We start from the raw sequence: 23,703 nt of genomic DNA, 5'->3' as shown, positions 1-23,703 counted from the left end.
CTGCTTAAAATGCACTCTTGAAAATGGCCGCAGATGTTAGTGCCGAAGTAAAAGGGATGATGACCGAAATGCGCCGGTCGAATTCTTTGTAGCTGCGTGAGGGAGCGATCACGATGTCGCCGGGGTACAACGGGATGTTCTTGAAGTTGTAGTTACCCCTCGTTGTAAGGTCGATGGTTAAAATATGGGTGTCTTCACCTGCCTGCCGGAAAACTTTGATGCACTTCAGGTTCGCATACTGGTCAAACCCGCCTACCTGGGCTATCATGTCCAGCAGGTAGTTTTTCCCTTTGTCCACGGCGACGGTAGCGGGGTCTCTGAACTCGCCTATCAGAGAGATTTCGCGGTTGAGCACCTTTACGTCGACAACCGGATTTTTAAGAATCTGAGCAAGCGAGTCTTTAAGGTTATTCTTGAGTTCAGGTATGGTAAGGCCCTGTACTTCCATCATGCCGAAACGGGGAACTTCAATGGTTCCCTCCCGGTCGACCATCAGCCATTTCCCGTAAACTTCATTCGAGTTGTAAATACCGTACGTAGAACCGACACTGAGTTCGTCGTGTCCCCAAACGCTAATGCTGATTTTGTCGTCGACACGAATGGTGTATTCGTATGTGTCATTGAAGTAAATCAATGAATCTTCCGGGGAGAGAACTCCTTTTTCGGTACGTGCCTCTTTGACGAACACATTCTGCGTGTGGCATGATTGCAAAACCGCAAGTGCCAGAACCAGTAAGATGAAAGGATAATATTTCATGGATAGGGTAGGCTTAAGGAAGCAGTTTGCGAAACAGGGATTTGGTGGCAGGACGCTGAGACTTGAGCATGGCCAGGCGCTTAAGCGCTTCCTCAATTTTTTCGGTTTCTGTTCCGTCCTTGATGATGTAATCAAACGCGCCGTACTTAAGCGCATTTAAAGCAGTAGCCATGTCTTCCTGACCGGAAACCATTATAACCGTTGCATTAGGGTTTGAACGTTTGATCTTTTTCAGTACTTCAAAGCCGTTCACCTCCGACATCTGGTGGTCGAGTAAAACGATGTCAGGATTGAGATGGAGATTGTCCAGACATTCAACACCGCTGAAAAAGTGATGCAGGTTGTTGTATCCGAGGTTGCTGAGGTGTTTTTTGTACAACAAACCCACAAACGGATCATCGTCTACGATAAAGGTGATAGAGTGATTCAAACTGGTCATTTTGTTTCGTTTGCTATGAGTGTTGCCAAACGAATGCCAGTTTTCAACGTGTTGATTTAAAGGGAGTTACCTATTGTTCAGCAGGTTATTTGTTTTACTGGGTGGAATCAATTCCATTTTGTGGAAAAATAGAAGGCGCTCAGAGCGCACAAGAGCCCGTTGCGCACCATCAATGCTCAGGCAACTAAAAGTTGAGCGGCCATGCGCGCGGGATGGCCGGTACTATTGTTTGCAGCAGGTTGGAGCGCCTTCTTTCATGAAAGTAAATAGTCAGGCAACAGCACGGCGAAGTTTACCGACCCCGGAGAGGGCCGGAGTATGAGTCTGCCTGACAGTTGCCTTCATCGTGATCAGGTCTGATTATCCCTGGTCGCTTTTCATTTTGCTGAGAACAACTCTTAATGTGTTCACCAGAAAATCGACTTTTATGGATAGTGTACTGTGCTCAACACTTTCAGCCTTGGCTGCGAGTTCCACTTCCTTGGCTGAGCCGTTCAGCTGTTTAATCCCCATACTTTCGATGCTGGGCTTTATTTTATGTGCAACTCTGGCTACGGTGGCGTAATCTTTTTTAGCTAGTGCAATTTCGATCTCTTCCAGTGCAGGAGGTGTATGTTGCAGGAAGATTTCGATCATGTTGTTGACAAATTCTTCGTCGCCCCTGCTCAAAGCTCTCAGTTGAGTCAGGTCGTAGTGATTGTCGATAGCTATTGCAGATTGCGGAGAAGCGGGAGCACTCCATTTTAATTGTTTGGCGATGGTATTGAAGAGTTCTTTTTCCTCAAATGGTTTGGTGACGTAGTCATTCATTCCAATGCTCAGGTAAAGATCGATATCCTTCTTGAAAGCATTTGCGGTAACGGCAATGACCGGAACGCTCAATTTCAATTCGTTGCGGATTATCTTAGTTGTCTCTACACCGTCGAGTTCCGGCATCTGGATATCCATCAGAATGATGTCGTACTGATTTTGCTTCAAAAGTTCAAGGGCAATCAGGCCGTTCTCTGCTTCGTCGGTTGTACAGCCAAAATGAGAAAGACTCTTATTAGCAATTAACCGGTTCATCACGTTGTCTTCCACCAGAAGAACACGGGTGCCCTGCAGCAGAAACTGACTGTCCTGTGTTTGATCGGAGAGTTCTTCGATATTCCCTTTTTTAAGGGATACAGTAATTTGGAACTCGGTCCCCTGGCCTTTCACACTACTGACATCAATGCTGCCGTCCATCAACTTGACGATTTCCTTGGTAATGGACATTCCAAGACCGGTACCGCCAAAGCGGCGGGAGGTTGATTTTTCGGCCTGGCTGAATTTAGAGAACAGTTGCTCCATATATTCCTCGTCCATGCCTATACCCGTATCAATGATTTTGATCAGAATGACTTGTTCATCATCATTTTCCTGAAGCACTTCGATATTCAGGCGTACCTCTCCCTCCATGGTGAACTTGATTGCGTTATCAAGGAGGTTAATCAGGATCTGACGAATTCTTGCACTGTCGCCTTTATAAGCAGGCCAGATTTTCTCGCTCAAAGCAGACGTCAGAACGATGTCTTTTTTAGCAGCTTTGAAATGTAAAATGCTGACCATGTTAGCAATCAGAGCCTGTAAACTGAAGGTGTGTTTTTCCAGTTTCAGTTCTCCTGCCTCAATCTTGGATATGTCCAGAATATTGTTGACAATAGAAAGCAAATGCCTGGCGGCATTATCGGTATGGCTCAGGTAGGTTTGCTGTTTGGGCGAAAGTTCTTCCCGGGAGAGTTCCCGTATCATCCCAATGATAGCATTCAGAGGAGTACGAATCTCATGGCTCATGTTGGCAAGGAATGCCTCTTTTGCAACTGAGGCCTCTTCGGCTTTATTCTTTGCGATGGCCAGTTCGGATTCCAGCTTCTTTTGCTCTGTAATATCGAGGTGAATACCAATAGAGCCCGTGAGCGTTCCTTTGTCGTTGTAGTTTGGTGCGCCGGAAATGAACCACCAGCGGATTTCGCCGCTTTTGTTCTGTACCTCAATCTCATATCCGTTAGAAATACCTTCGGATCTTAGCTTGAGTTGCTGATCAAGAACCTTGAGGTTGGGTTCTTCTAAATGGAATTTATTGGTACTGCTTCCAATAAGTTCTGCTTCACTGTAACCGGAGATGTCGCAGAAATTCTGATTGGCAAAAACGATTTTTCTCTCGTTGTCTATTTCCAACAGGCCAAGGTTCATGTTGGTAATTATATTCCGGTATTTCTCTTCCTGCGCTTTTAGGAGGTTTTCTGATTTTTTGCGCGAGGAGATGTCCCTCATGAACCCACAGAAGTAGTTTTTCCCATTTTGCTGGTAGGTGACGACGATTAGTTCCACCGGGAATTCCTCTCCGGCTTTATTAACTGCAGTAAGTTCCAATTCCTGATTGAGAATGTGACTTACCCCCGTATTGAGGTAACGGTTCATGCCCTCGTTATGGGCAGTTTTCATATGGTCCGGGATAAATAGTTGGGACATCGATTTGCCCATAGCTTCTTCCTGTGTCCAACCAAACATTTGCTCAGCACGAGGATTCCAGAACGTTACTTTGCCCCTGTCATCTGCAATTACGATGGCATCCAGAGAAGAGTTCATAACCAGGCGATTACGCTCTTCGCTTTCCAGCAGGCTTTCCCGGTCGTGTACACTCTCCGTTATGTTGGTGTATTTCCAGAAATGACCACGGTATATGTCATCAATGAATATGGGAACATAATCCCGCTCCAGAATTTCACCTTCAGCGGTTTCGATCATTTCATTGTAGACGGGTTTTTGTTCGGAGAGCAGAGTCTCAATTCTACTGACGAATCTTTCTGGATCTTTAAAAAGATTCATGCAATGCATTGCAGAGTCAGAGCAGTCCTGTCCTACCATTTCATCCGGGGTTGCCGGCATCTTAAACATCGAGCAAAACAAGTCATTCGTGAAAAGAACCTCTCTGCTCTCGTTCTCAATCAATACTCCGGACTGAAGGTTGGCAAGTAAGGTTTTGAACAGATTGATATTTCTGAAGAGCTGTTTCTTCGTTAGCTTGTTGATGTTTACCTGACCTCTTATTTTTTCGGAGAGTGAAACAAGGTCTTCATTTTCGCTAAGTGCTTGATCGGAACCCAAAAGGCTGCTGATGGTCTGGTTCAGCTGCTTAAGGGTGAGGAGGCGTTGGTTGGCCAGCGAGTCTAATTCCTGATTGACCTCTGTGTACTCTTTTTCACTAAGCTTGAAGGCATGATCCATTAACTCACGGTCACGCTCGAATGACTCGTAGGAGTTGTTGATGCTTTCCAAAAATGCTTTGCAATCTGCCTGGCCGAGCAGGTTGTCAGGAAGGTACTTTCGAATCTGTTTTTGGAGAAGTTTATGGTACATACTACCTCAGGCTTAAATGTTAATCGATCTCCTGCATGCAGGTAATGGTCATGGTTTGGTTGTGGAGTTCACACGGTCCTCCTTTTTGGTAAGGCGATATCTCTCCGTAAGAATAGTACCCTCCGATTACAGTGTCTTCGCCCAGAACCTGGGCTACCGCTTCTACTTCTTCGTCAACCCGGTTGGCAAGTACCAACTTACGTCCCAGGCAGCTGACGAGCAGTGCAACCTGCGGTTTAAACTGATCGAAGGAGGCCAGGCAGGTGTTCGCCGCAACACTGGCCGCGTCGATCAAACGGTCCGTATTGGCTTTCATGAACCTGACCTTGCTGCCTTCGGGAAGGTCGCCGGCAAACGTCATGCTCGATTTCTCTTCGTCGATTGAGAGGATTGTCCTTACCAGGTAGCCATCCCCGTCCTGAATGCGAATAGATAAAGGGAAAAGCAATGCCGAACCAGGCAGCTCGGAAGCGTATTTTCCCAGGTATTCTTTATAAACACTCAGTGCGTTTTTCCCCCCGACCTCAAAAAGTTCGTTGCCGGAAGATTTTGTTACCGTTCTTTCCAGCCCGAAGGGTTCCCAACCTCCAAAGGAACCGTGTGCCACCCGGAGGTTTTTACCGTAGAAACCGATAGCAAGTATTCTGCCTCTTGTGGGGGGCTCGTTCAGACCAACCAGGGTATAGTCGAAATCTGCTCCGTCTCCTGCCAGCCCGCCGGTAATTGATACATGATCCGGGATGATGCTCTGAATCCCTTTGACAAGTTCGCTGCCATTGACGAGGCTGCCGTCGGAGAGGATCAGAATGTGCTGGAGGTCGTCCGCCATGAGGTTCTTAACCACGTCTGCGCCCGCCGAAAAACTGTCCGGGCTGTCTTGTATGTTTATCGCCTGGTGGCGCAGGGTGGTCTTGTCGAAGGAAATGGTCAGCAGCGCCAGGTTCTCATCGTAGACTTCCATGTCGTAAACTTCTCCCGCTGAGGAAGACAGGCCAATTACGGCATTGGGGAACTGCTCCCGGAGGAAAGTATACGTTCCTGCTTTTTCCATTAAGGCCTTTAATCCGAAACCCAGGACAAGGTCAGCCTGTTCATCGACGGGTAAGTCGGAATCGTTAATAGAGCTTATAAGGTATTGTTTCGCATTCATTGTTAGTTGTTTGAATTCAGCTCTCCACTCTTGAGCATGTTGTAAATCGTCGACTTTCCTATGTCTAATTTTTCGGCGACCCGGACTACGTTGTTATCGTATTTTTCCAGATACTGGCCTATAATTTCAACAGTGTATTCCCGAAGGGTTTTTTCTCCGTAAGTGATGGCCTGGCGACTGTTCAGGCCTGAAAAGCGGATATCTTCGGCACTAATCCCGTTGGTGTCGGTCATTACGCACGCAAGCTCCACTACTGCCTTCAATTCCCGGACGTTACCGGGGAAATGATATTTCAATAGTTTTTCCTTGCCGCTTTTGTTGAGTTTTAGCGTTCCGATGCCGTTCTCTTTGCAGTATTTTTTGATAAAGAAGTTGGCGAGCAGCAGCACGTCTTCGTCCCGATCTTTGAGCGGAGGAAGTGCAATCGGGAGGCCCATTACACGGTAGTAAAGGTCTTCGCGGAACTTGCCCTCTTTCACCTGTATTTCAAGGTCACGATGGGTGGCTGTCAGTAACCGTGCTTTGAATTTTATCGGCTCGGTGCCGCCAACCCGGGTGAATTCCCTTTCCTGAATGGCACGAAGGATCTTACTCTGGAGCCCAAGGTCCATCTCTGCGATCTCGTCCAGAAACAGCGTCCCTTCTTTGGCAACCTCAAACTTTCCGGGCTTCCGACCAATCGCACCAGTAAAGGCTCCTTTCTCGTGCCCAAAAAGCTCGCTTTCCAGCAAATTTTCGGGGATTGCCGCCATATTGACGGCCACGAAGGGGTGCTTGCTCCGGTCGCTGTTGTAGTGGATCGCTTTGGCTATTACCTCCTTACCCGTACCGGTTTCGCCGGTAATGCTTACGTTGATATTGGATTTTACCGCCTTTTTCAACATCGTGTAGACCCGCTGCATAGCTTTACTGGTCCCGATGATACTATCGAAACTGAACTTCTCTTCTAACTGAACTTTCAGCGTTTCTACTTCTTGTTTCAGTTCGCTGTTCTCCCGGATGTTGATGATCGATCGCCAGAGCAGGTCTTTGGTGTTGTCATCCTTCACTATGTAGTCACGGGCACCTTTCTTGAGCAGGTCTACGGCCGTGGCAATGTCGTCCTGCCCACTGATCACTACTATGGGGACATTGCTGTTGACAGCGCGGATTTTATTGAACAGTACGTCACCGGTCATGTCCGGTAAACCGTAATCGATCGACACTACGTCCGGCTTGCGGTAGATTTCCTGTAAGCAGGCTTTACCAGACGTAAAGAGCTCAACCTCATAGTCCGGATTCAGACTAAGATGATGTTTTAATAATCTGCCGTAGAAGGGGTCATCTTCCACGATGAAAATCTTAAAGCTATCCAAATTCTACCAAATTTACTGATGGAAAGATAAGAACTCTAAAGAGAGTTACTGACGGTTTTCCCCATATAGTCTGTTTTTATATGTGTCCGGCCAGGGATCGGCAATTTTTAATTCACCGGGGAAAAAGGAAGGGGGTGACCTTTAGACTGCTAATTGGTCTATTAGTAACTATTTTGTAGTGGGCGGGGCCGCGGGTGCATTGCTTTGTTTTTAAACAATCTTTGCACCTGCGACCCCGCCTGAAATCATAGTAAACATCGAAAAGAGACCTGTGAAATAGTTTAAACGCTGATTTTTAGTTGGTTATGATCGTGGAGCGGTCGGTCGGTTTCCTGTTCTTTTTTTCCAGCCTAAGCAGAACATCACGGTGTTGAAACATCTCGTTCTGGATTTTAAGAATCGTTCCTAAACCGGTAATGCATAGTACTATCCATGCTCCGGCGATCAGTACGTGGGTCGCCGCGGCAATGGTTACCGAGCCCAGAAAAATTGCTACAGCCACACCAATAATCCATCTCCGGACCACTGAGTGTTGCGGGTTGATTTGCAGGAAAATGTGGTGGATATGCGTCCTGTCGGCAGCAAACGGAGACTTTCCGGCTTTGATGCGGGTGAAGAAAACCCTGATCTCGTCGAAGACTGGAAGCGCGAGCAAAGCCGCGGTTCCTGCGATGATCTCGGACGATAATCCCGTGCTGAAACTCCTTTCAACCATGACGATACTGACGCCTGCTGTGAGGAATCCCAACATCAGGCTCCCCCCGTCTCCCATGAATATTTTGTTCCGTTCGGATGTATTGAATCCCACAAAAGCGTAACAGACCACGGCTACAATTACGCTCAGGAAGCCGATGTCCCACATACCTAAATAGATGGAAGTAAGCCCCATGCAGGCAAATGATATACTGAATAAATTGCCCGCCAGCCCGTCAATTCCATCAATCAGGTTGTACGCATTCACGACGCCTACGATGAACGCCATACTGATGGCTATTTTTGCGGTTTCAGGAAGACCGCCGAGGTGCAAAACGGAAAGCGCCTCGTCGAGGAAGATGCCATTGGAAACGAGCAGGAAAGCACAGCAGGTTTGTATCGCCAGTTTGAGGAGTGGTCTAAGGTCAATCTTATCGTCTATAACTCCCGCAATCAGGAGGACTACTGCGCCGAGGATTAAACCGATCACGGTATCCGAAAAGATATTACTGTTGTTGATGTGCATCCCGATTGCAATAACGATGCTGAAGCCCATGGTTATCCCCCCGATGACAGGCACGTTTTCCTCGTGGATCTTGCGTTCCGAGTCTCCACGGTCTGTGAAGCCTATTTTTTCGGCGACTTTGCTGAAGTAGGGCACCGTAATCTTCATGATGAGGTAAGCGAGAACTACGGAAGCTGCTAATTGAAGTAACATATTTGGTGGTTTTACTACTCGAAGAAGAGGTTGTGGGTGGCCAGGTGTCCTGCACCGTATTCCATCAGGGTTTCTTCGTCGTATTGTTGGAAAGCCGGGGCTACATCTTCCTTACGGTTACTGCTGCAGGCTTTTTCGACCAGCACCTGATATTTCTTAGCGATCAAATCCCACCGGTAGCGCCGTAGCGCAATTTCCTTCATTTCCATTCCCACCTTCTTAAAGGTTGAATATTCGGTGTTCTCAAGCAGGTTGCTGAGTTCCTTAACGGAGTTGAAGTAAAGAGCTTTACTTTCGGTGGTGGTCCGGTTATAACTCACGTTGAACGACATGATGGGCAAACCGAGGTACATCGCTTCCACCAGGGAAGGGTTTGTACCTCCCGCACTGTGGCCATGGACGTACAAGGAAGCATTTCCCCGCAGGAGATCGATCTCACGTTGATCGTAAATCGGGTCCAGCAGGATTAGGTTTTTATGCTCGCCGTACTGTGTTTTGAGGTTGGTGCCATAAGTACTCTTTTGCCAGTTACCCACCAACACCAGGGGGAACTTCCCGAAAGTAGTGAATGCTTTGAGGATCATTTCTACATTGTTCTCCGGTTCAATCCGGCATACCTTAAAGGCATATGGTCTGGCCAGAAACGGGTAGTTGATTACGTCGTCATCGTTGATTTCCACTTCCATCGTGTGATCAGCTCCGTATTCAATTACGTTGCTGAGGCTTCCGTAGCGGATGGCTGTGTAATCCTGAATGGACTCGTTGTCTGAAATGTCGCAGTGGGAGTACTTCACCGCGATTTTCTCCGCCCAGTACAAATACATCTTTGCCGGCCAGGACCACTTGTCGCGCTTCCACTCAATTCCGTCAATAGAAATGATGATGCGTTTGTTGGTGAACAGTTTCACGAAAGGCAAAACCCATGCTCCTGCGACCCCAAGAATCAGCAGTACGTCTGCGTACAGCAAAGCGTGCAGAATAGACCAGGCATCGTAGGGAATACTTTGAATACCATTGGCCTCGAGGGGCAGGTACTTGAGCCGGGCACCAAGGTAGTGGTCTGGTCGGTCAGCATCAGGGTAGCGTTTACCGGAACAGTACACCGTCATGTCGTATTCCTTATCCAGGTTCTTGACCAAATGGCTTGACAAGGTCTCAAATCCGCCGTAATTGGCCGGGAGGCCTACGGTTCCGATGATGGCTAACTTCCTTCTCCTGTTCGTCATGATGGTTTCGATTTTGTATGCCGGTAACGTTCAAATCCCAGGCCAGAGGTTTTTTCTTTTGATTTTCAGTAGATAACGAATTTTTTATTTTAGATGTGTTCCATTTTCTGGAAGGCGGTTCCGGAATCAAGATGCCCCGTAGGAGTGATGATTTCGAGGCTCTTGCGGAGGAAATGGCGCTCCGAAAAAGTGGCCGCGTGTGTGCAGGCTTCGTGACTGAGGTAGTCGTAATAAGCTGAATCGCCGAAAAGAATCTGCAGGGTTGCTGTTATTGCGAAGGTATCCTTTCCGTTGAGGTGGAAGCCGGTGATGCCGTCGTGGACAATCTCGGCGATGCCGCCAACGGGCGGCACGATTACGGGTATTCCGTAAATCATCGCTTCCAGCGCGGTCAGCCCGAAGGTTTCTTTCCATTCCTCTGGCCGGGAGAGGTTCATCACAACGTCTGCCCGCTGGTAAAAAGGATGAACATCGCGCTGTGCGGGGTAAACGGTGAGGTTGGCGGGCAACGCCCGCCCCGCAAAGTACTCGTCGATTTCCTGCCCGGAAGCATTGACGACCAGCTCGAAACTTAATTGAGGAGAAGCCCGGGCAATCTCCACGTATTCGTCTACTCCTTTGTACCGCTTGAGGGAGGCAATCATCAGAACATTACCCGCAGGACCGGTCTGCCGTTGGAAAGAGCTCGCTCTTTCTCTGAAATCATCTTCAATTGCGTTCCACAAAATGTGAGAAGGCAAAGCAATTGGTTCCTCCTTAGCCAGAAAATCGGAAACGTATATAACTTCGGAGGCACAGACTTTAACCCAGAAAAGCAGGAACTGTTTGAAAATTTTCGGATTTACCGAGGTCTCGTGGATATGGTAGATCACCCGTGCCCCCTTGATCCAACCCGCAATGGCTGCCCCGAAGGGGAGAATGGTATTGACGTAAACAACGTCTTCTTTTCTTACCTGCGTCAGAAGCACCATTAAGGTAATAAGCTGAGACGACATCAGCACCATCAGCCTCAGCGGAATGAACCGATGAAACCGATAGTAATTATGGTGCACTTCTACTCCTTCAATACCGGATAGAAAACCCTGGGTTGATGCACTGGTGTAGAGGTGTACTTTGTGGTTTGCCCCTACCCATCCTTTCAGCAACTGACTGAGAACTTTAGGGCTGCCACTGTAGTCGTTGAGTAAGTGAGCGACAAATATCTTGTGCATAGTGATCAGAGCTTTGAGTAGATGTCCCGGAGGGTTTCACCCCTACGGTTCCAGTCGAATTTTTCATTGAAAGCAGTGCGGGCCGCGATGCTCATTTCTTTGAGTTTGTTCTCATCGCCATGAATGCTGGCAATGGCATCGGCCAGGCGGTCTACGGTTCCCTGGTAAGTTCCGGAAGCAGCAGCTACGCCGTAGTCTGGTGCTACGAACCGTCCGGGGCCGTAGTTGTCGAGCGTGACGACCGGTAAGCCGAAAGAAAGTGCTTCGGGAACTACCATTCCTGCGCCTTCGTGAGACGGGAAGAGGAACAACGAAGATTCCTTCATCCTGTCCATCAGTTCATGGCGGGGAACCCAGTTGATCATTGTACACCAACGTTGGATGCCCAGTGATTTGGTGAGTTCTTTTAAATTGTCCCGCTCGGGGCCATCCCCGACGATAGTCAGGCGGGCGTTGCTGGCGGGGTTCAGGTTCACAAACCGGGCAAAAGCCCTGATCGTGAGGTCGAAACCCTTCATGTGGACCAGCCTTCCCGCACTAAGAATCTCGAATCGTCTCCCTTTTTTCTCAGGAGCCCAGCCGTAATCCTGCGTTGCAACGGAAGGGGAGATGTGGTGGTTCTTTCCCCGCAGATCGAGTACTTCGGGTACTGAATCGTTCATGCACCAGATGTAATCGGCGTGCTTTCTGGTTTGCTCCAGGGCTTTGCTCCAGTTCCAGAAATAACGCTTGATGCTGCCGGTAAGAAAGCCTTTCAACTTGTCGGACACAGGCATAGTGAAACGGAACGGCGCGGGGATCTGCGGGTGGTGGCCGATAGGTCCCCAAACAAATGGTTTGCCGAGTTGCCACAGGTAACTGGGGCTCCAATCGTTATGGAAGTTAAGGTGGTGAGTAATATCGAACTCAAGCTCCTGCTTCCGGATGAAGCTGATGATGGTTTTCTGCCAAAGTAAAAAGTAGAGCATTGAGCCCCAGGTTCCCCGCTTCCACCAGCGCAAACGCTTCGGCAGGTCATAGTACAGAAACCGGATGTTCCCGTATACACCGTCGGGGTTTGCGGCCATGTATTTTTCGATGGCCCCCCGGTTGTTTTCCCGCGTAATCGCAATTACTTTATTGAAACGGGCAACCTGGTACACATAGTTCCAGCCCATTGCATCTTCGGAGCCTTTGTAGGGGTTGACGGCGTAGGTTGTGGCGAGGATGGTCTTCATGAAGCAAGGATTAATGGAGTGACAGGAGCGTCATCGTTCCCGCTGGGGAAGGTGGTGGCGCGCTCTTTCAGAAGTTTGGCGGGTACCCCGCCAATTACACTGTAAGCAGGAAAGGACCGGGTGACTACGGCGCCGGCAGCAATGACGCAGTGGTCGCCGATGTTGACACCATCCAGAATGGTGACTTTGGCGCCCACCCAGCAATCCTTACCGAGTCGGATGCCCGATCTGCTCACACCCTGGTGTCGGATGAGAGGTTCCAAAGCGTCGAAGTTGTGGTTCTCCGGGTGGCAGCTGAAGTACTGACCAATGATGCAGTCGTCTCCGATGCTGAGGCCTCCCGCTCCGCCCAGGTAGGCGTGCTCCCCGATGCCGACGTTGTCGCCGATCCGGATATACCGCCCGATGTTGCCAAGTGTAGTGCTGACGATCACCCGGCTGTAATCGCCAATGCTTACGTTGTTTCCCAACCGGATGCCCTCGCGGCCGAGCGCCTGGAGGCGCACCTGATCACCAAGTTTTACGAGCCGGCCGAAACTGATTTTATGAAGGTGCCGGAAACTGACATTGCGACCAAGCATTAAGCCTTTTGGCAGTTTGCCGCGGAGGAGCACTTTCAGTCCTCTTAGTAATAATGCTGCGGTGGCCAGAAGGAAAGAAATGATCATCCGGCTGTCTATGTCATCCGAAAAGGCGAAAGCAGGATTACGCAGGCGGATGATGGATGTGAATAAGCTTTTCATCTCAGGCTGTCTTTTTGAGCAATGCTTCCCGGATCACCCGCAGGGTGTCGGCAAGCTCCACGTTTTCGATACTGGTGAATACGGAAGAGGTGCGTCCTTTGCCCAGCCGTTCGAAGAGTGCCTTGTACCGCTGCGTGAGCGACACGATGGTATCCTTTGCCAGCTCCTGCTTGCGAGCCAGAATGGTATCGGCGTCGGCAAAAAGGAAGAAGTTGAATTCGGGCTTGCGGATGAGCCGGAAACCCGTGGCTGTTATCCAGAAGGGTAGTTCCAGATTGCTCCTCCGGCCGTCGATCATAAAGTCATAGTAGTAGCGATCGTAGACTACCACGTAGCCGCGGAGTACGTACCGCAGCTGGACGTACCACTGGCCGAGCAGGTAGTCGAGGTAGTAATAACTGAACCTGGCTAACGAAGAGAGCCGGCTGGTATTGGTGCCCGTGCGGGGCAAGGTGGCAACAGATTTTCGTTCTGCTTCTTCCTTCCCGTAACGCAGTGCGCTGAGAATGGGAAGCACCGAGGGACGGTGCCGGAGTACTTTTACCGGCCGCCGGAACTGCTTGTCGAGCAGCTTTGTCACATGCTCGATCACGGTGCTTTTGCCGGCTCCGTCCACTCCGGAAAAAGTGACGACGTAGCCGCGGTTGAAGATCATGGTTCGGGCGGTGTCCAGAAGGTAGTTCAGACGATTGCCCCAGCCCCGCAAGCCGGAGTTTTGGGTTAAAACTGGAGGCAACGAAGAATGATCCTGCCCGAGCCCGAATTTTGCGGGGACGGTAGCGCCGTTTAACCCGTAAAAAAAGCGCAGGTACTGGCGGGTATCCCGGGGGGATACTACCCGGATCCCGTAACTGCTGAGACAAGCATTCCGGATCACCTCGTTGACCTCCATGAAACTAACTGACTTCCATTTAAAAACCCATATCAAATCTAAATTCAAAATCCCGCCGTCTTCTAATACCAGGAAGACGGACATCATAAAAGATTTTTGCATTACCCGGCACTGAGCAAGTCCGGAAAAGGCCTTAAGCCTGTTGATGAGCTCGTGAGCCTCCTCTTTACGGATCAGGATGTCGAGATCACTGTCTGCAGGAAGCTCCTGCGGATCATCGTTGTCCATTTTGAGGACTGCATATTTTTTGTTATTCAGTAGGGCGAAGAGCCGGCCAATCAGCGCTTTGCGCTGGTCGGAAGGTGGCGCAAGTGCCATAATCGCATCCGACCATACGTCGAGCTGCCAGTAAATCTGTTGGTGCCACTCTTCCTGCTTCTGGTATACGGAGAGATAGTAAGAAACATGATGAGCGAGGTAGAGCCGGAGGTACTGATCGACGTCAGCAGTTGCTGTTCCGAAAATAGCCGTACGGGTTTCCGGGGTCAGTTTCTGCTGCATCTGGTGGTAGATTTCTGCCCATGTTTTCCGTTCCACCATCACTCCGTTCTGGAGGTGGAAATGGAAGAAGTCAAACCCGAGGGGAAGCTCAGTCCGGGCCAACTCCCAGTCGATGATGCCTAAGCGATCGTTTGGGGTACGCAGGGTATTCCAGGGGGTGAAATCTCCGTGCGCAATCCCGAAAGAAGCCACGGGCTGCATGTCTTCAGTTAGTACGAGGTGCAACAATGCGTCTACGAGGTGTGACGGTATTTCGGGGTGCCGGGCGTTGCGCAACTGATTGATCCGTTCGTAGATGTTTTCCCATTCTCCCCAGCTGCCAACCGGACCGGTGGTACAGCTGACCTGCCGGAGTTCCGCCAGGGCCTTAGTGTGCTGCCCGTTGAAATGGCTCCAGGTGCCGCGGTTTGCGATGCGCTCCATTGTTAGTGCGTTCGTACCGTTCTGTACAATCCGCGGAACGATGAAAGAGGGAGAAGGACATAAAGTCTGCAGTTGCTGCAGGAAGAAGGCTTCGTTGGTGAGGTTGGCAACGGCCATCTCTGTGCTGGCTTCTTTGGTAATGGTTCCCTCGCTGTCCATCACTACACGCTTACGGTTGGGGCCGGGAGTGCCGGTAAAAACCGCCCAGTCGGTCCCGTTCAGGTTGTAATCCGGGCCGAGTGGCATAGACTTGAAGACCAACCGTTGCAGACGCAGTAAAAATACGAGTTGGACTACCGACACAAAACCCCGTTGTTTCCAGTTAACGGGTTGAACGAACCGCAGGAAAACCGGCTTGTTGCTGGCCGCAGGCCAGACCCACCGCGGGTTACCCTCGCCGTCGGGGATGTAGAGGCCAGAAAGGGCTTCCCCATCTGTTAAGGACTCCCGACTTGTGCTGATTGGAAAAGTTGCCATTTTCTAAAATAGTTGTGCCGGGGATACAGCAAAAAGCGGTTCTTTTATGCTGTTTTCTGTTGCCTAGTGGGTTACGTATTATTAAATAATTCAGGTGTTCCATTAAGTGGAAGTCATTCCCTTAAATGGAGGTTGGTCTGAGGGGAAGGAGGGAATTGTGGAAAGGGCAGGGAGCGACAAATTGCCGATCCGCCATGCTTTTAAACCTGTACTGCACCTGCGTACTGCGCCCTGCAGAGTTTCACACAATAAAAATACCCGGCACAGCAAGAGCTGAGACCGGGTAAGTGCTTCGTAAAGATGTTGAGAGTTGTCTGTAAGACACTTTTCAATCTGAGAACTGAACTGAACTGAACTGAAAAAGGCGAAGCTGTATTAAAAAGGTCCGGCTAACCGATTACTAAACTAAGTAGATCGGCTAACCAGTACCCAAAAATAACTACAAATGAGAGACGACTAAAAATGGGACAACACAAAAAATACATACGACAGTTATTAAAAAAGAACAACACAAAAATTCATCAGAGACACTTGTAAAACACAAAAAATATGAGAGAAAGCTATTAAAAAGTGACACAAAGTTTATGAGAGACGACTGTGGATGAACAACATTGAATTCATGAGAGAAAAAATTATAAGGAGACAACACAGCTGTGCTTGACAGCTAAAATCAATCTGTATGCCCTTATTAGTACCAATCGTGTGCCAGGAATTAATTTATTTGTTTTTAGGCGTTTACATTCATGTATAAATTTAATGTGTTCTTTTGAGTGGAAAGTGTTCCATTTTTTGGACACAGAGACTCTTGCTGAAATCTCAGATTGCTGTTTTTGGATGTATATATTGGCGTAAGCATGGGCACCGCGAGTTAGCGGGACGTTTCAGTTGTAAGTCTGGCGGTCTGAGGTACAGAACGAGAGGTGCAGCACAAGCACGGTTACCTTACTGAGAAGTACGTATGCATAGTCTCGGCGACGGAGACCAAACTTTCCTTACATTGCGCTCCTTAACCTACCCGATACCCTGAATGGCCCTAAAAAAATCCGACCTCTACGCCTCCATCTGGTCCGCTGCCGACGTGCTGCGCGGCGGGATGGACGCCAGCCAGTACAAAGATTACGTGCTCACGCTGCTGTTCATGAAGTACGTGACCGACCGTGCCGGACGGCCCGACAGCCTCATCGAACTGCCCGCCCAGGAACCACCCGAAGACAAGCCCGACGCCACCGAAGGCTACGGCGGCAGCTTCAAAGACATGATCTACTGGAAGGGCAAAACCGGCATCGGCCAGGCCCTCAACCAGATCGTGGCCCGCTTTGCCCGCCATAATGGCCTGAGCGGCAGCATCACCACAGCCAACTTCAACGACCCCGAAAAACTGGGAAAGGATAAGGAGATGATCGACCGGCTGAGCAAGCTGATCGGCATCTTTCAGAGCGATGACCTCGACTTCAGCGGTAACCGCGCCGGCGACGACGACCTGCTGGGCGACGCCTACGAATACCTGATGCGCAACTTCGCCACCCAGAGCGGCAAGAGCAAAGGCCAGTTCTACACCCCCGCCGAAGTCAGCCGCATCATGGCCGCCATTCTGAACGTAGAGCGGGCCGACAGCGCCAACTTCACCGCCTACGACCCCACCTGTGGCTCCGGATCGCTGCTGCTGAAAGTAGCCGAGGTCGCTCCCGTAGACATCTCCATCTACGGCCAGGAAAGAGACATCGCCACCACCGGCCTGGCCGTGATGAATATGTGGCTGCACGACCGCCCCACCGCCGTGATCAAACAGGGAAATACTCTCTCTGATCCCCGCTTCACCGAAGTGCGCGGTGGGAAGGAAATGCTCAAACGTTTCGACGTCATCGTCGCCAACCCGCCCTTCAGCGTCAAGGAATGGAGCAACGGCTTCGAGCCCGAAAGCGACACCTACGACCGCTTCACCCACTTCGGCATGCCGCCGCAGAAAAACGGTGATTTTGCCTTCCTGCTCCACATTCTGGCCAGCCTGAAAACAGGGGGTACTGCCGCCATCGTCCTGCCCCACGGCGTGCTCTTCCGGGGCAACGCCGAGGCCGACATTCGCCGGAGACTGCTGGAAGCCGGCGTCATCAAGGGCATCATCGGCCTACCCGCCAACCTGTTTTATGGGACGGGGATTCCGGCTTGTTTGATTGTGATGGAGAAAAGCCTCGCAACAGGGGAAAACCTCTCCCCCGGCCCCTCTCCGGGGGAGAGGGGAGACGTGGCAGACGTTGCAGGTGGCGCGGCCGCGGGTGCCGTGTTTTTGCTAGACGCCAGCAAAGGCTTCCGCAAAGACGGACCCAAAAACCGCCTGCGCGACCGTGACATCGACCGCATCATCGAAGTATTCAACGAAAAACGGGAAGAACCCGGCTACAGCCGCAGCGTCCCCCTGGCCGAAATCGCCGCCAACGACTACAACCTCAACCTGCCCCGCTATCTCGACAGCCGCGACGAAGCCGACCGCCAGGACCTCGAAGGACACCTGCGCGGCGGCATCCCCCAGGCCGATATAGACGCGCTGGAAAAATACTGGCGGGTATTCCCCCAAATGCGGAACGAGCTGTTCACCGACCTGCGCCCCGGCTACCTGCGGCTGACCGACGAAAAACCCGCCGTAGAAAATTACGAAGAGTTCCAGGCCTTCCAAACCCAACTCACGGAGGCTTTTGATAGCTGGTTCCAGTCGGTAGAAGCCGACCTCAACGGCATCGACGAGGCCACCAAACCCCGCTCCTTCATCCGTCACCTCGGCACCCGCGTCCGCGCCCACTACGATGCCCTGCCACTGGTAGACGCCTACGCCGTGTACCAACACCTGATGGACTACTGGGAAGCCACCCTGCAGGACGACCTGTACACCATCATCGCCTCCGGCTGGACGGCCGAGCTGGCGCCCGAAATGACCGGCAGCGGCGACAAGCAGAAGGTCCGCAAGGGCTACTTTACCTGCGCCCTGCTGCCGCCCGAGATCGTGCGCGATCACTTCCTGAGCCCCGACGTGGAAGAACTCGCCACCCTGGAAAACAAGATCGCCGACACCGAGGCCCACCTCGCCGAACTGCTGGAAGAGGAAGGCGGCGAAGACGGCCTGCTGGCCGAGGTCGTCAACGATAAAGGCAAGATCACGAAGGGCGACCTGAACGCCCGCCGCAAAGCCCTGAAGGGCAGCCGCGACCCCGAAGAGCAGGAAGAACTCCGCGCCCTCAACGACTACGCCAACTACGAAGAACAGCGCGGAAAATTCAGCAAAGCCGCCAAGGCTCTCGAGGCCGACACCCGCAAGCGCACCTACGCCCGCTACGACACCCTCACCCCCGAGCTGGTGCAGGACCTGGTGGTGAACCATAAATGGTACGCCGCCCTGCAGGGCCGCATCAGCGCCGAAACAACCGCCGTGGGCCAGGCCCTCAACCGCCGCCTGGGCGAACTCGCCACCCGCTACGACCGCCCACTCAGCGAGCTCGAAACCGAAGTCGAGCAGCTCTCCGCCACCGTCAACGCTCACCTCGCTAAAATGGGACTGACATGGTAAGGGATGGATATAAGCAGACGGAGGTGGGGGTGATTCCGGAGGATTGGGAGGTGGTGGAGATTGGGAGCGTTACAACTAGAGTTGGAGATGGACTTCATTCTACACCGATGTACGATTCATCTGGGAGCTATTCCTTTATAAATGGTAACAACCTTAAGGACGGAAGAATATTTATCTACGACAATACAAAGCGAGTTGACGATACTCAATATGACTTACATAAGATTGAATTAAATGCCAGTTCCGTGTTGATGTCAATTAACGGTACAATTGGCAATATTGCACTTTACGAAGGGGAAAAAATTCTTTTGGGGAAGAGTGCAGCTTACCTTAACTTCAAATCTAGCGTTGATAGAAAATACATGGCCTTTTGTCTTGCCAGCAAGATTATTCAACAATCTTTTAATGACAATCTAACAGGGACAACGATAAAAAACCTTGGGCTTAAAGTTATTAGTAGTACGCCAATCCCCCTCCCCACCCTCCGCGAGCAACGCGCCATCGCCCGGGCCCTGTCGGACACGGACGCGCTGCTGTCGGCGCTGGATGCGCTGATCGGTAAGAAGGAGGCCTTTAAGCGGGGGATGATGGAGGGGTTGTTGTCGGGGGAGATTAGGTTGGAAGGGTTTGAGGGGGAGTGGGGAGTGTCTAGTCTCGGAAAACTTTGCGAATTGATTGGGGACGGTACGCATCAAACTCCAAAATATGTTGAATCAGGTGTAACGTTTGTGAGTGTAGAAAACGTGACAAGCATGGATTTTACCAACACAAAATTCATTTCAGAGGATGCATTTGACGCTATGGCGAATTATTCCAAGACACGACGTAATGATGTATTGCTCACAAGAATAGGAACATTAGGTGAGACGGCATTAGTTGACTGGGATACACCGGCTGCCATTTATGTAAGTTTAGCGTTGCTACGTTTTGCAGATGAAATAACTGCAAAATGGGTTTATACTTTTTCTAAATCAAGCATTTTTATAGCTGCACTTGAAGCAAGGTCGCTAATGAATGCGATTCCGAAGAAAATAAATTTGGGAGAAATCTCAGGTATTCCAATTCCAATACCACCGCTAAGTGAGCAACGCGCCATCGCCCGGGTCCTTTCCGATCTGGATGCGGAGTTGTCGGCATTGCGTGCGCGGCGGGCGAAGCTGGCGAAGGTGAAGGCGGGGATGATGGGGGAGTTGTTGACGGGGGCGGTGAGGTTGGTGTAGACACGTAAAACTCGTACGATATGACATATGATGAATTCGAAGAGGTTGTCTACAACCAACTCGTTGAGTGGCAAAAAGCTGAAGGTTGGTACTTTTCAATGCGTTTAAGACCTAGTAAAGGCGCGGAAACGGATCGCTTTATCGGAACCAGAAATTACAGCTACTTCGGGACTACTTTCTGGAAGATCAAATCGGGGTATCCCGGGAGTGCCAACGATCCGATCGATGTATGGTTTGTCAAGAAACAGGACGGATTAGAGTACAAAATCGAACTAAAACAAACACGGCAACCAGATGATCGGCAAAACGAACTGGTTCTGGAATTAAACGATAGTCTAAGTGAGTCCGATGGGGCTTTGTGGGAAAGAGCCAAGACAAACTCTTCCGAACGAAAAATTGCGTCTACAGTAATAAAGGGAAGAGAAAAGAGATATACTTCCACCGATGAATTGTTGTTAGATCTATACGCTGACTTACAACTATTTATACCCAGGGTTGATGCGGTTATCAAACAAATAAAATCCAAAAATTCTGACTTTGAAGCTGATCGATTAGGCCCAGAAGACACCAAAAAATTTGAGAAAAGCTATACCCTTCGCCAATCGAAGTTCAGTACTGAACGCCCGGGGCTGGAATCAGCACCTGGAGCATTGACGACCGCTCAATGGGAAAAGTTTCTTAATGACAAGGGTGTTTTCCATTCGTATGATTTAAGCATCATCAATGCTTTTTATCATTCGCCCGGCTACCAAAACACAACCTGGGCGGTAGACGGGATGATCCGAGGGGTTGCAGCAGATGATAGTCAAACGATACGCGTCAACGGAGCTGTGTCCCGCCTGGCTCAACGTATTGAACAATCCCTTAATGCCCCCTTCGAGTACATCATCAGAAAAGACGGCACCACCTGCTACTGGTCTATGCTTTTCAATGGAGAACAGAAAGGGAAATATTATGAATGGGAAATGGTCCCTAACCTGGTCACTGCCTACGAAAGCTACGGTCCTGCGGCATCGCCCCCAACACCTGTTCTCAAAAATCATGTTTCCATGCCCAGTCATCCCCTCAACCAAATTCTCTACGGCCCACCCGGTACCGGTAAAACCTACGCCACTATCGAAATGGCGGTGCGGATAGCAAATCCAGACTTTACCGGTTTCGGGGACAGACAAGCCCTGCACCAGGAGTTCCGCCGCCTGAAGGAAGTACGGCGAATTGCCTTTACGACCTTCCACCAGAGCTTGAGTTATGAGGATTTTGTGGAGGGGTTGAAGCCAATAATAAATAAAGATCCGGAAGAAGAAGCTGGCGAAATAAAATACGAAATAAAACGGGGTATCTTTAGGGATGCCACTACTACTGCTATCTATTCTGCTGTTGAGGTGTCAGAGGCAGAAGAGGAAAAAACAGCCCTCAATTTTGCGGAAAAGTATGATGCCTTCGTTAAAATGGCTCAAGTAAGTCTAGCGGAAGAGGAGCCGGTTGAATTGAAAACCTGGAAAGGAAAGAAAGTCTATGTTCGAGAGCTTTCGGAGAAGAAAAGCATGTGGATTTACCATGGCAAAGACGGAGAGACTAAACATACAGTGTCACGGCAGCGGTTGATAAAGCTGAACAATAAGATTAAGGAAAAGGGGGAGATAAGTAACATTAATAAGTTTATACCCGAGGCGATTGGCGGGGCGAATTACTCCGCATATTTTGCTGCCTGGAAAGCCGTGCAAGACTTTGTTCCCCCCGTTGAAACAGCTCAGAAGGAAGAAGATTCATCTATTGATGAAAAGGCAGATATCATAAGTGAACTTGACTTAAATGAGCTTGATTTTGACGCTGTCCCTGCCCACGTCCTCATCATCGACGAGATCAACCGCGGCAACGTCTCCGCCATTTTGGGCGAGCTGATTACGCTGCTGGAGCCCGACAAACGCCTGGGCGCGAAAGAAGAACTGAAAGTGACCCTTCCCTACAGCCGCGAAGAGTTCGGCGTACCACCCAACCTCTACATCATTGGCACGATGAACACGGCCGACCGGAGCGTAGAGGCGCTGGATGCGGCGCTGCGGCGGCGGTTCACCTTTCGGGAGGTGGGCCCCGATCCCGAGGTGATCGCGCGGGCACACCCCACCAGCGGCCGGATCAAAGTGGGAGAACTGGAGGTGTATATGGCGGAGTTGCTGGCAATGATCAACCGCCGTATCAAAGCCCTCAAGGATGCCGACCACCTGCTGGGGCACAGCTATTTCCTGCGGGTGAACGACTGGAAAGACCTGGCCTCCGCCTTCAACGACCGCATCATTCCGCTCTTGCGGGAATACTTCTTCGCCCATTACGGGCAGATGCAGTTGGTAGTGGGCAAAGGCTTTTGTGCCGTGGAGCCCACCGAAACGACCGACTTCGCCACCGCCGATGACGAAGTGGACGACTACGCCGGAGAGTACAAAAGTTACCGTTTCCCCGCACCGGAAACGGAGGTTGAACTGGAAGCGGCCCTCCGTCAACTCGGCTTATCGTGAGGCCACCGATCGTCACTTACGAGCACCGGCGGCTGAGGGTTGGCGGCAGAAGAGATAATATCTCCGCCGGAGAACTCAAATCGCTCACGGCTTTTCATGCACGGGGTGGGCATAAGTACTACGACCTGATCCACCGGGGGATAAAGTTCAAAAGCTACGTCGGTGTCCTGCGCGTCGGCGAGCTCACCATTGAAGTCTTACCTAAGCTGGACGATGACAGGGAAGAAGCCGACGTATGGCGGAATCGTTTGCTGGATATGCTGGGCGTCGTTCCCTCCGTCACTGCTCTTCACCCCACCTCTTCGCACCTGCGCACGCGCCCAAACAGCATCCTGGAACACTATCTTTTGCTTTACGCCAATGAGCTGGAAGTACTGCTGCGTGGTGGCCTGGCCAAAGCCTACCGCCAGCGAACGGGTAACCGGACGGCGCTGCGCGGTAAGCTGGAACTCACCCGCCACCTGACCGAAAACCTCGTGCACAAAGAGCGTTTTTACGTGCGTGACCAGGTTTATAATTATGACCGTCCGCTCAACCGAATTCTCGGCCAGGCCCTGCGGCTGGCCTTGCGGTTGGCAAGTTCTGCCGGTCTGCGCAACCGCCTGTCGGAATTGGTGATGCGCTTCCCCGAGCTGCCCGATCAGCAGCCAGTCACGGAGGAGACGTTTCTGCGGCTGCGCTACGATCGGCGTACGGAGGTTTACCGGCCGGGTATCCAGATTGCCCGCCTGCTGCTGCTCAATTACCATCCGGATTTGCGGGCCGGCCGGCAGGACGTACTTGCCCTGCTGTTCAACATGAACGCGCTGTGGGAGGGCTTTTTGCTGCAGGGTTTGCGGCGCTACCTGCCCGGCAATTACCGGGCCTCCGGCAAGATAACGGGTGGTAGATACTGGGAGGGAGACAGAAAGGCTATCCTGATTCCGGACATTATAATTTATGAGAGTGAAACCCCGGTCGCCATTCTCGACGCCAAATGGAAGCGACCGAAAAATGACCGCCCTTCGCCGTCGGATCTGCAGCAGTTGTTTACTTATGCGGGGCATTTTAGGGTTGAGCGGGTGGCCTTGCTTTATCCGTCCAATACCCCTTTCCCAAAGCAGATATGCGGAACTTTCGTACAAAGTCAGGCTAAAGCAGACTTACTATGGGCAAGGATGGAGAGCGGGAGCGTTAAAAGCTGGATGCAAAGCCTTGCCGCCACCATTCAGGAATGGCTGTGAAAACAAAA

General features: G+C 50.8%; 15 protein-coding genes. 4 read left to right on the top strand and 11 right to left on the bottom strand.

Going from position 1 to position 23,703, the window contains the following annotated elements; translation table 11 throughout:
* Positions 1 to 4: 4 nt before the first annotated feature.
* The 11 genes from FUA23_RS20155 to FUA23_RS20105 all read right to left on the bottom strand — a co-directional run bounded on the left by FUA23_RS20155 (position 5) and on the right by FUA23_RS20105 (position 15,183).
* On the bottom strand, positions 5 to 757 hold the full coding sequence (locus FUA23_RS20155) for a polysaccharide biosynthesis/export family protein (RefSeq protein ID WP_187271148.1): 753 nt from the start codon (positions 755 to 757) through the stop codon (positions 5 to 7).
* A gap of 13 nt (positions 758 to 770) precedes the next feature.
* Positions 771 to 1,196 (bottom strand): response regulator, encoded by a 426-nt coding sequence (locus FUA23_RS20150; protein WP_147932582.1) that lies wholly within the window; start codon positions 1,194 to 1,196, stop codon positions 771 to 773.
* A 360-nt stretch (positions 1,197 to 1,556) separates the two neighbouring features.
* Positions 1,557 to 4,577, bottom strand: coding sequence for a PAS domain-containing hybrid sensor histidine kinase/response regulator (locus FUA23_RS20145; RefSeq protein WP_147932581.1), 3,021 nt, complete (start codon positions 4,575 to 4,577; stop codon positions 1,557 to 1,559).
* Between the two features lie 19 nt (positions 4,578 to 4,596).
* Positions 4,597 to 5,727, bottom strand: coding sequence for an FIST signal transduction protein (locus FUA23_RS20140; RefSeq protein WP_147932580.1), 1,131 nt, complete (start codon positions 5,725 to 5,727; stop codon positions 4,597 to 4,599).
* A 2-nt stretch (positions 5,728 to 5,729) separates the two neighbouring features.
* Complete coding sequence (locus tag FUA23_RS20135) at positions 5,730 to 7,082, bottom strand: sigma-54-dependent transcriptional regulator (RefSeq protein WP_147932579.1); 1,353 nt, start codon at positions 7,080 to 7,082, stop codon at positions 5,730 to 5,732.
* A 295-nt stretch (positions 7,083 to 7,377) separates the two neighbouring features.
* A complete protein-coding gene (locus tag FUA23_RS20130; protein WP_147932578.1) occupies positions 7,378 to 8,493 on the bottom strand; it encodes an MraY family glycosyltransferase in 1,116 nt (371 codons plus the stop codon).
* A 14-nt stretch (positions 8,494 to 8,507) separates the two neighbouring features.
* Positions 8,508 to 9,719: a DUF1972 domain-containing protein gene (locus tag FUA23_RS20125; RefSeq protein ID WP_147932577.1), complete on the bottom strand. Its 1,212-nt coding sequence runs from the start codon at positions 9,717 to 9,719 to the stop codon at positions 8,508 to 8,510.
* 89 nt (positions 9,720 to 9,808) lie between these two features.
* Positions 9,809 to 10,930 (bottom strand): glycosyltransferase family 4 protein, encoded by a 1,122-nt coding sequence (locus FUA23_RS20120; RefSeq protein ID WP_147932576.1) that lies wholly within the window; start codon positions 10,928 to 10,930, stop codon positions 9,809 to 9,811.
* A gap of 5 nt (positions 10,931 to 10,935) precedes the next feature.
* Positions 10,936 to 12,147: a glycosyltransferase family 4 protein gene (locus FUA23_RS20115; RefSeq protein WP_147932575.1), complete on the bottom strand. Its 1,212-nt coding sequence runs from the start codon at positions 12,145 to 12,147 to the stop codon at positions 10,936 to 10,938.
* On the bottom strand, positions 12,144 to 12,890 hold the full coding sequence (locus FUA23_RS20110) for an acyltransferase (RefSeq protein WP_147932574.1): 747 nt from the start codon (positions 12,888 to 12,890) through the stop codon (positions 12,144 to 12,146). Before FUA23_RS20110 ends, FUA23_RS20115 begins: the two co-directional genes overlap by 4 nt.
* A 1-nt stretch (position 12,891) precedes the next feature.
* Positions 12,892 to 15,183, bottom strand: coding sequence for an aminoglycoside phosphotransferase family protein (locus tag FUA23_RS20105; protein WP_147932573.1), 2,292 nt, complete (start codon positions 15,181 to 15,183; stop codon positions 12,892 to 12,894).
* Positions 15,184 to 16,210: 1,027 nt separating this feature from the next.
* Here FUA23_RS20105 and FUA23_RS20100 point away from each other — a divergent pair.
* The 4 genes from FUA23_RS20100 to FUA23_RS20085 are packed head-to-tail and all read left to right on the top strand — an operon-like array spanning position 16,211 to position 23,695.
* The gene (locus tag FUA23_RS20100) at positions 16,211 to 18,739 is read left to right on the top strand and encodes a type I restriction-modification system subunit M (protein WP_147932572.1); all 2,529 of its coding nucleotides are present in this window, start codon (positions 16,211 to 16,213) and stop codon (positions 18,737 to 18,739) included.
* Positions 18,733 to 19,959: a restriction endonuclease subunit S gene (locus FUA23_RS20095; RefSeq protein ID WP_147932571.1), complete on the top strand. Its 1,227-nt coding sequence runs from the start codon at positions 18,733 to 18,735 to the stop codon at positions 19,957 to 19,959. Before FUA23_RS20100 ends, FUA23_RS20095 begins: the two co-directional genes overlap by 7 nt.
* Positions 19,960 to 19,979: 20 nt before the next feature.
* The gene (locus tag FUA23_RS20090; RefSeq protein ID WP_147932570.1) at positions 19,980 to 22,472 is read left to right on the top strand and encodes an McrB family protein; all 2,493 of its coding nucleotides are present in this window, start codon (positions 19,980 to 19,982) and stop codon (positions 22,470 to 22,472) included.
* Positions 22,469 to 23,695, top strand: a complete 1,227-nt coding sequence (locus FUA23_RS20085; RefSeq protein WP_187271147.1) for an McrC family protein — start codon at positions 22,469 to 22,471, stop codon at positions 23,693 to 23,695. The genes FUA23_RS20090 and FUA23_RS20085 overlap by 4 nt, the downstream gene beginning before the upstream one ends.
* Positions 23,696 to 23,703: the final 8 nt, after the last annotated feature.

Origin of the sequence: Neolewinella aurantiaca (assembly GCF_008014675.1) — a bacterium.
GTDB lineage: Bacteria > Bacteroidota > Bacteroidia > Chitinophagales > Saprospiraceae > Neolewinella > Neolewinella aurantiaca.
This window is presented reverse-complemented; position numbering and strand designations above follow the sequence as displayed.

Excerpts from the sequence above, each read along its gene's own strand:
- FUA23_RS20155 (WP_187271148.1), bottom strand. The coding sequence starts at position 757 with ATGAAATATTATCCTTTCATCTTACTGGTTCTGGCACTTGCGGTTTTG.
- FUA23_RS20150 (WP_147932582.1), bottom strand. The coding sequence starts at position 1,196 with ATGACCAGTTTGAATCACTCTATCACCTTTATCGTAGACGATGATCCG.
- FUA23_RS20145 (WP_147932581.1), bottom strand. The coding sequence starts at position 4,577 with ATGTACCATAAACTTCTCCAAAAACAGATTCGAAAGTACCTTCCTGAC.
- FUA23_RS20140 (WP_147932580.1), bottom strand. The coding sequence starts at position 5,727 with ATGAATGCGAAACAATACCTTATAAGCTCTATTAACGATTCCGACTTA.
- FUA23_RS20130 (WP_147932578.1), bottom strand. The coding sequence starts at position 8,493 with ATGTTACTTCAATTAGCAGCTTCCGTAGTTCTCGCTTACCTCATCATG.
- FUA23_RS20125 (WP_147932577.1), bottom strand. The coding sequence starts at position 9,719 with ATGACGAACAGGAGAAGGAAGTTAGCCATCATCGGAACCGTAGGCCTC.
- FUA23_RS20120 (WP_147932576.1), bottom strand. The coding sequence starts at position 10,930 with ATGCACAAGATATTTGTCGCTCACTTACTCAACGACTACAGTGGCAGC.
- FUA23_RS20115 (WP_147932575.1), bottom strand. The coding sequence starts at position 12,147 with ATGAAGACCATCCTCGCCACAACCTACGCCGTCAACCCCTACAAAGGC.
- FUA23_RS20110 (WP_147932574.1), bottom strand. The coding sequence starts at position 12,890 with ATGAAAAGCTTATTCACATCCATCATCCGCCTGCGTAATCCTGCTTTC.
- FUA23_RS20105 (WP_147932573.1), bottom strand. The coding sequence starts at position 15,183 with ATGGCAACTTTTCCAATCAGCACAAGTCGGGAGTCCTTAACAGATGGG.
- FUA23_RS20100 (WP_147932572.1), top strand. The coding sequence starts at position 16,211 with ATGGCCCTAAAAAAATCCGACCTCTACGCCTCCATCTGGTCCGCTGCC.
- FUA23_RS20095 (WP_147932571.1), top strand. The coding sequence starts at position 18,733 with ATGGTAAGGGATGGATATAAGCAGACGGAGGTGGGGGTGATTCCGGAG.
- FUA23_RS20090 (WP_147932570.1), top strand. The coding sequence starts at position 19,980 with ATGACATATGATGAATTCGAAGAGGTTGTCTACAACCAACTCGTTGAG.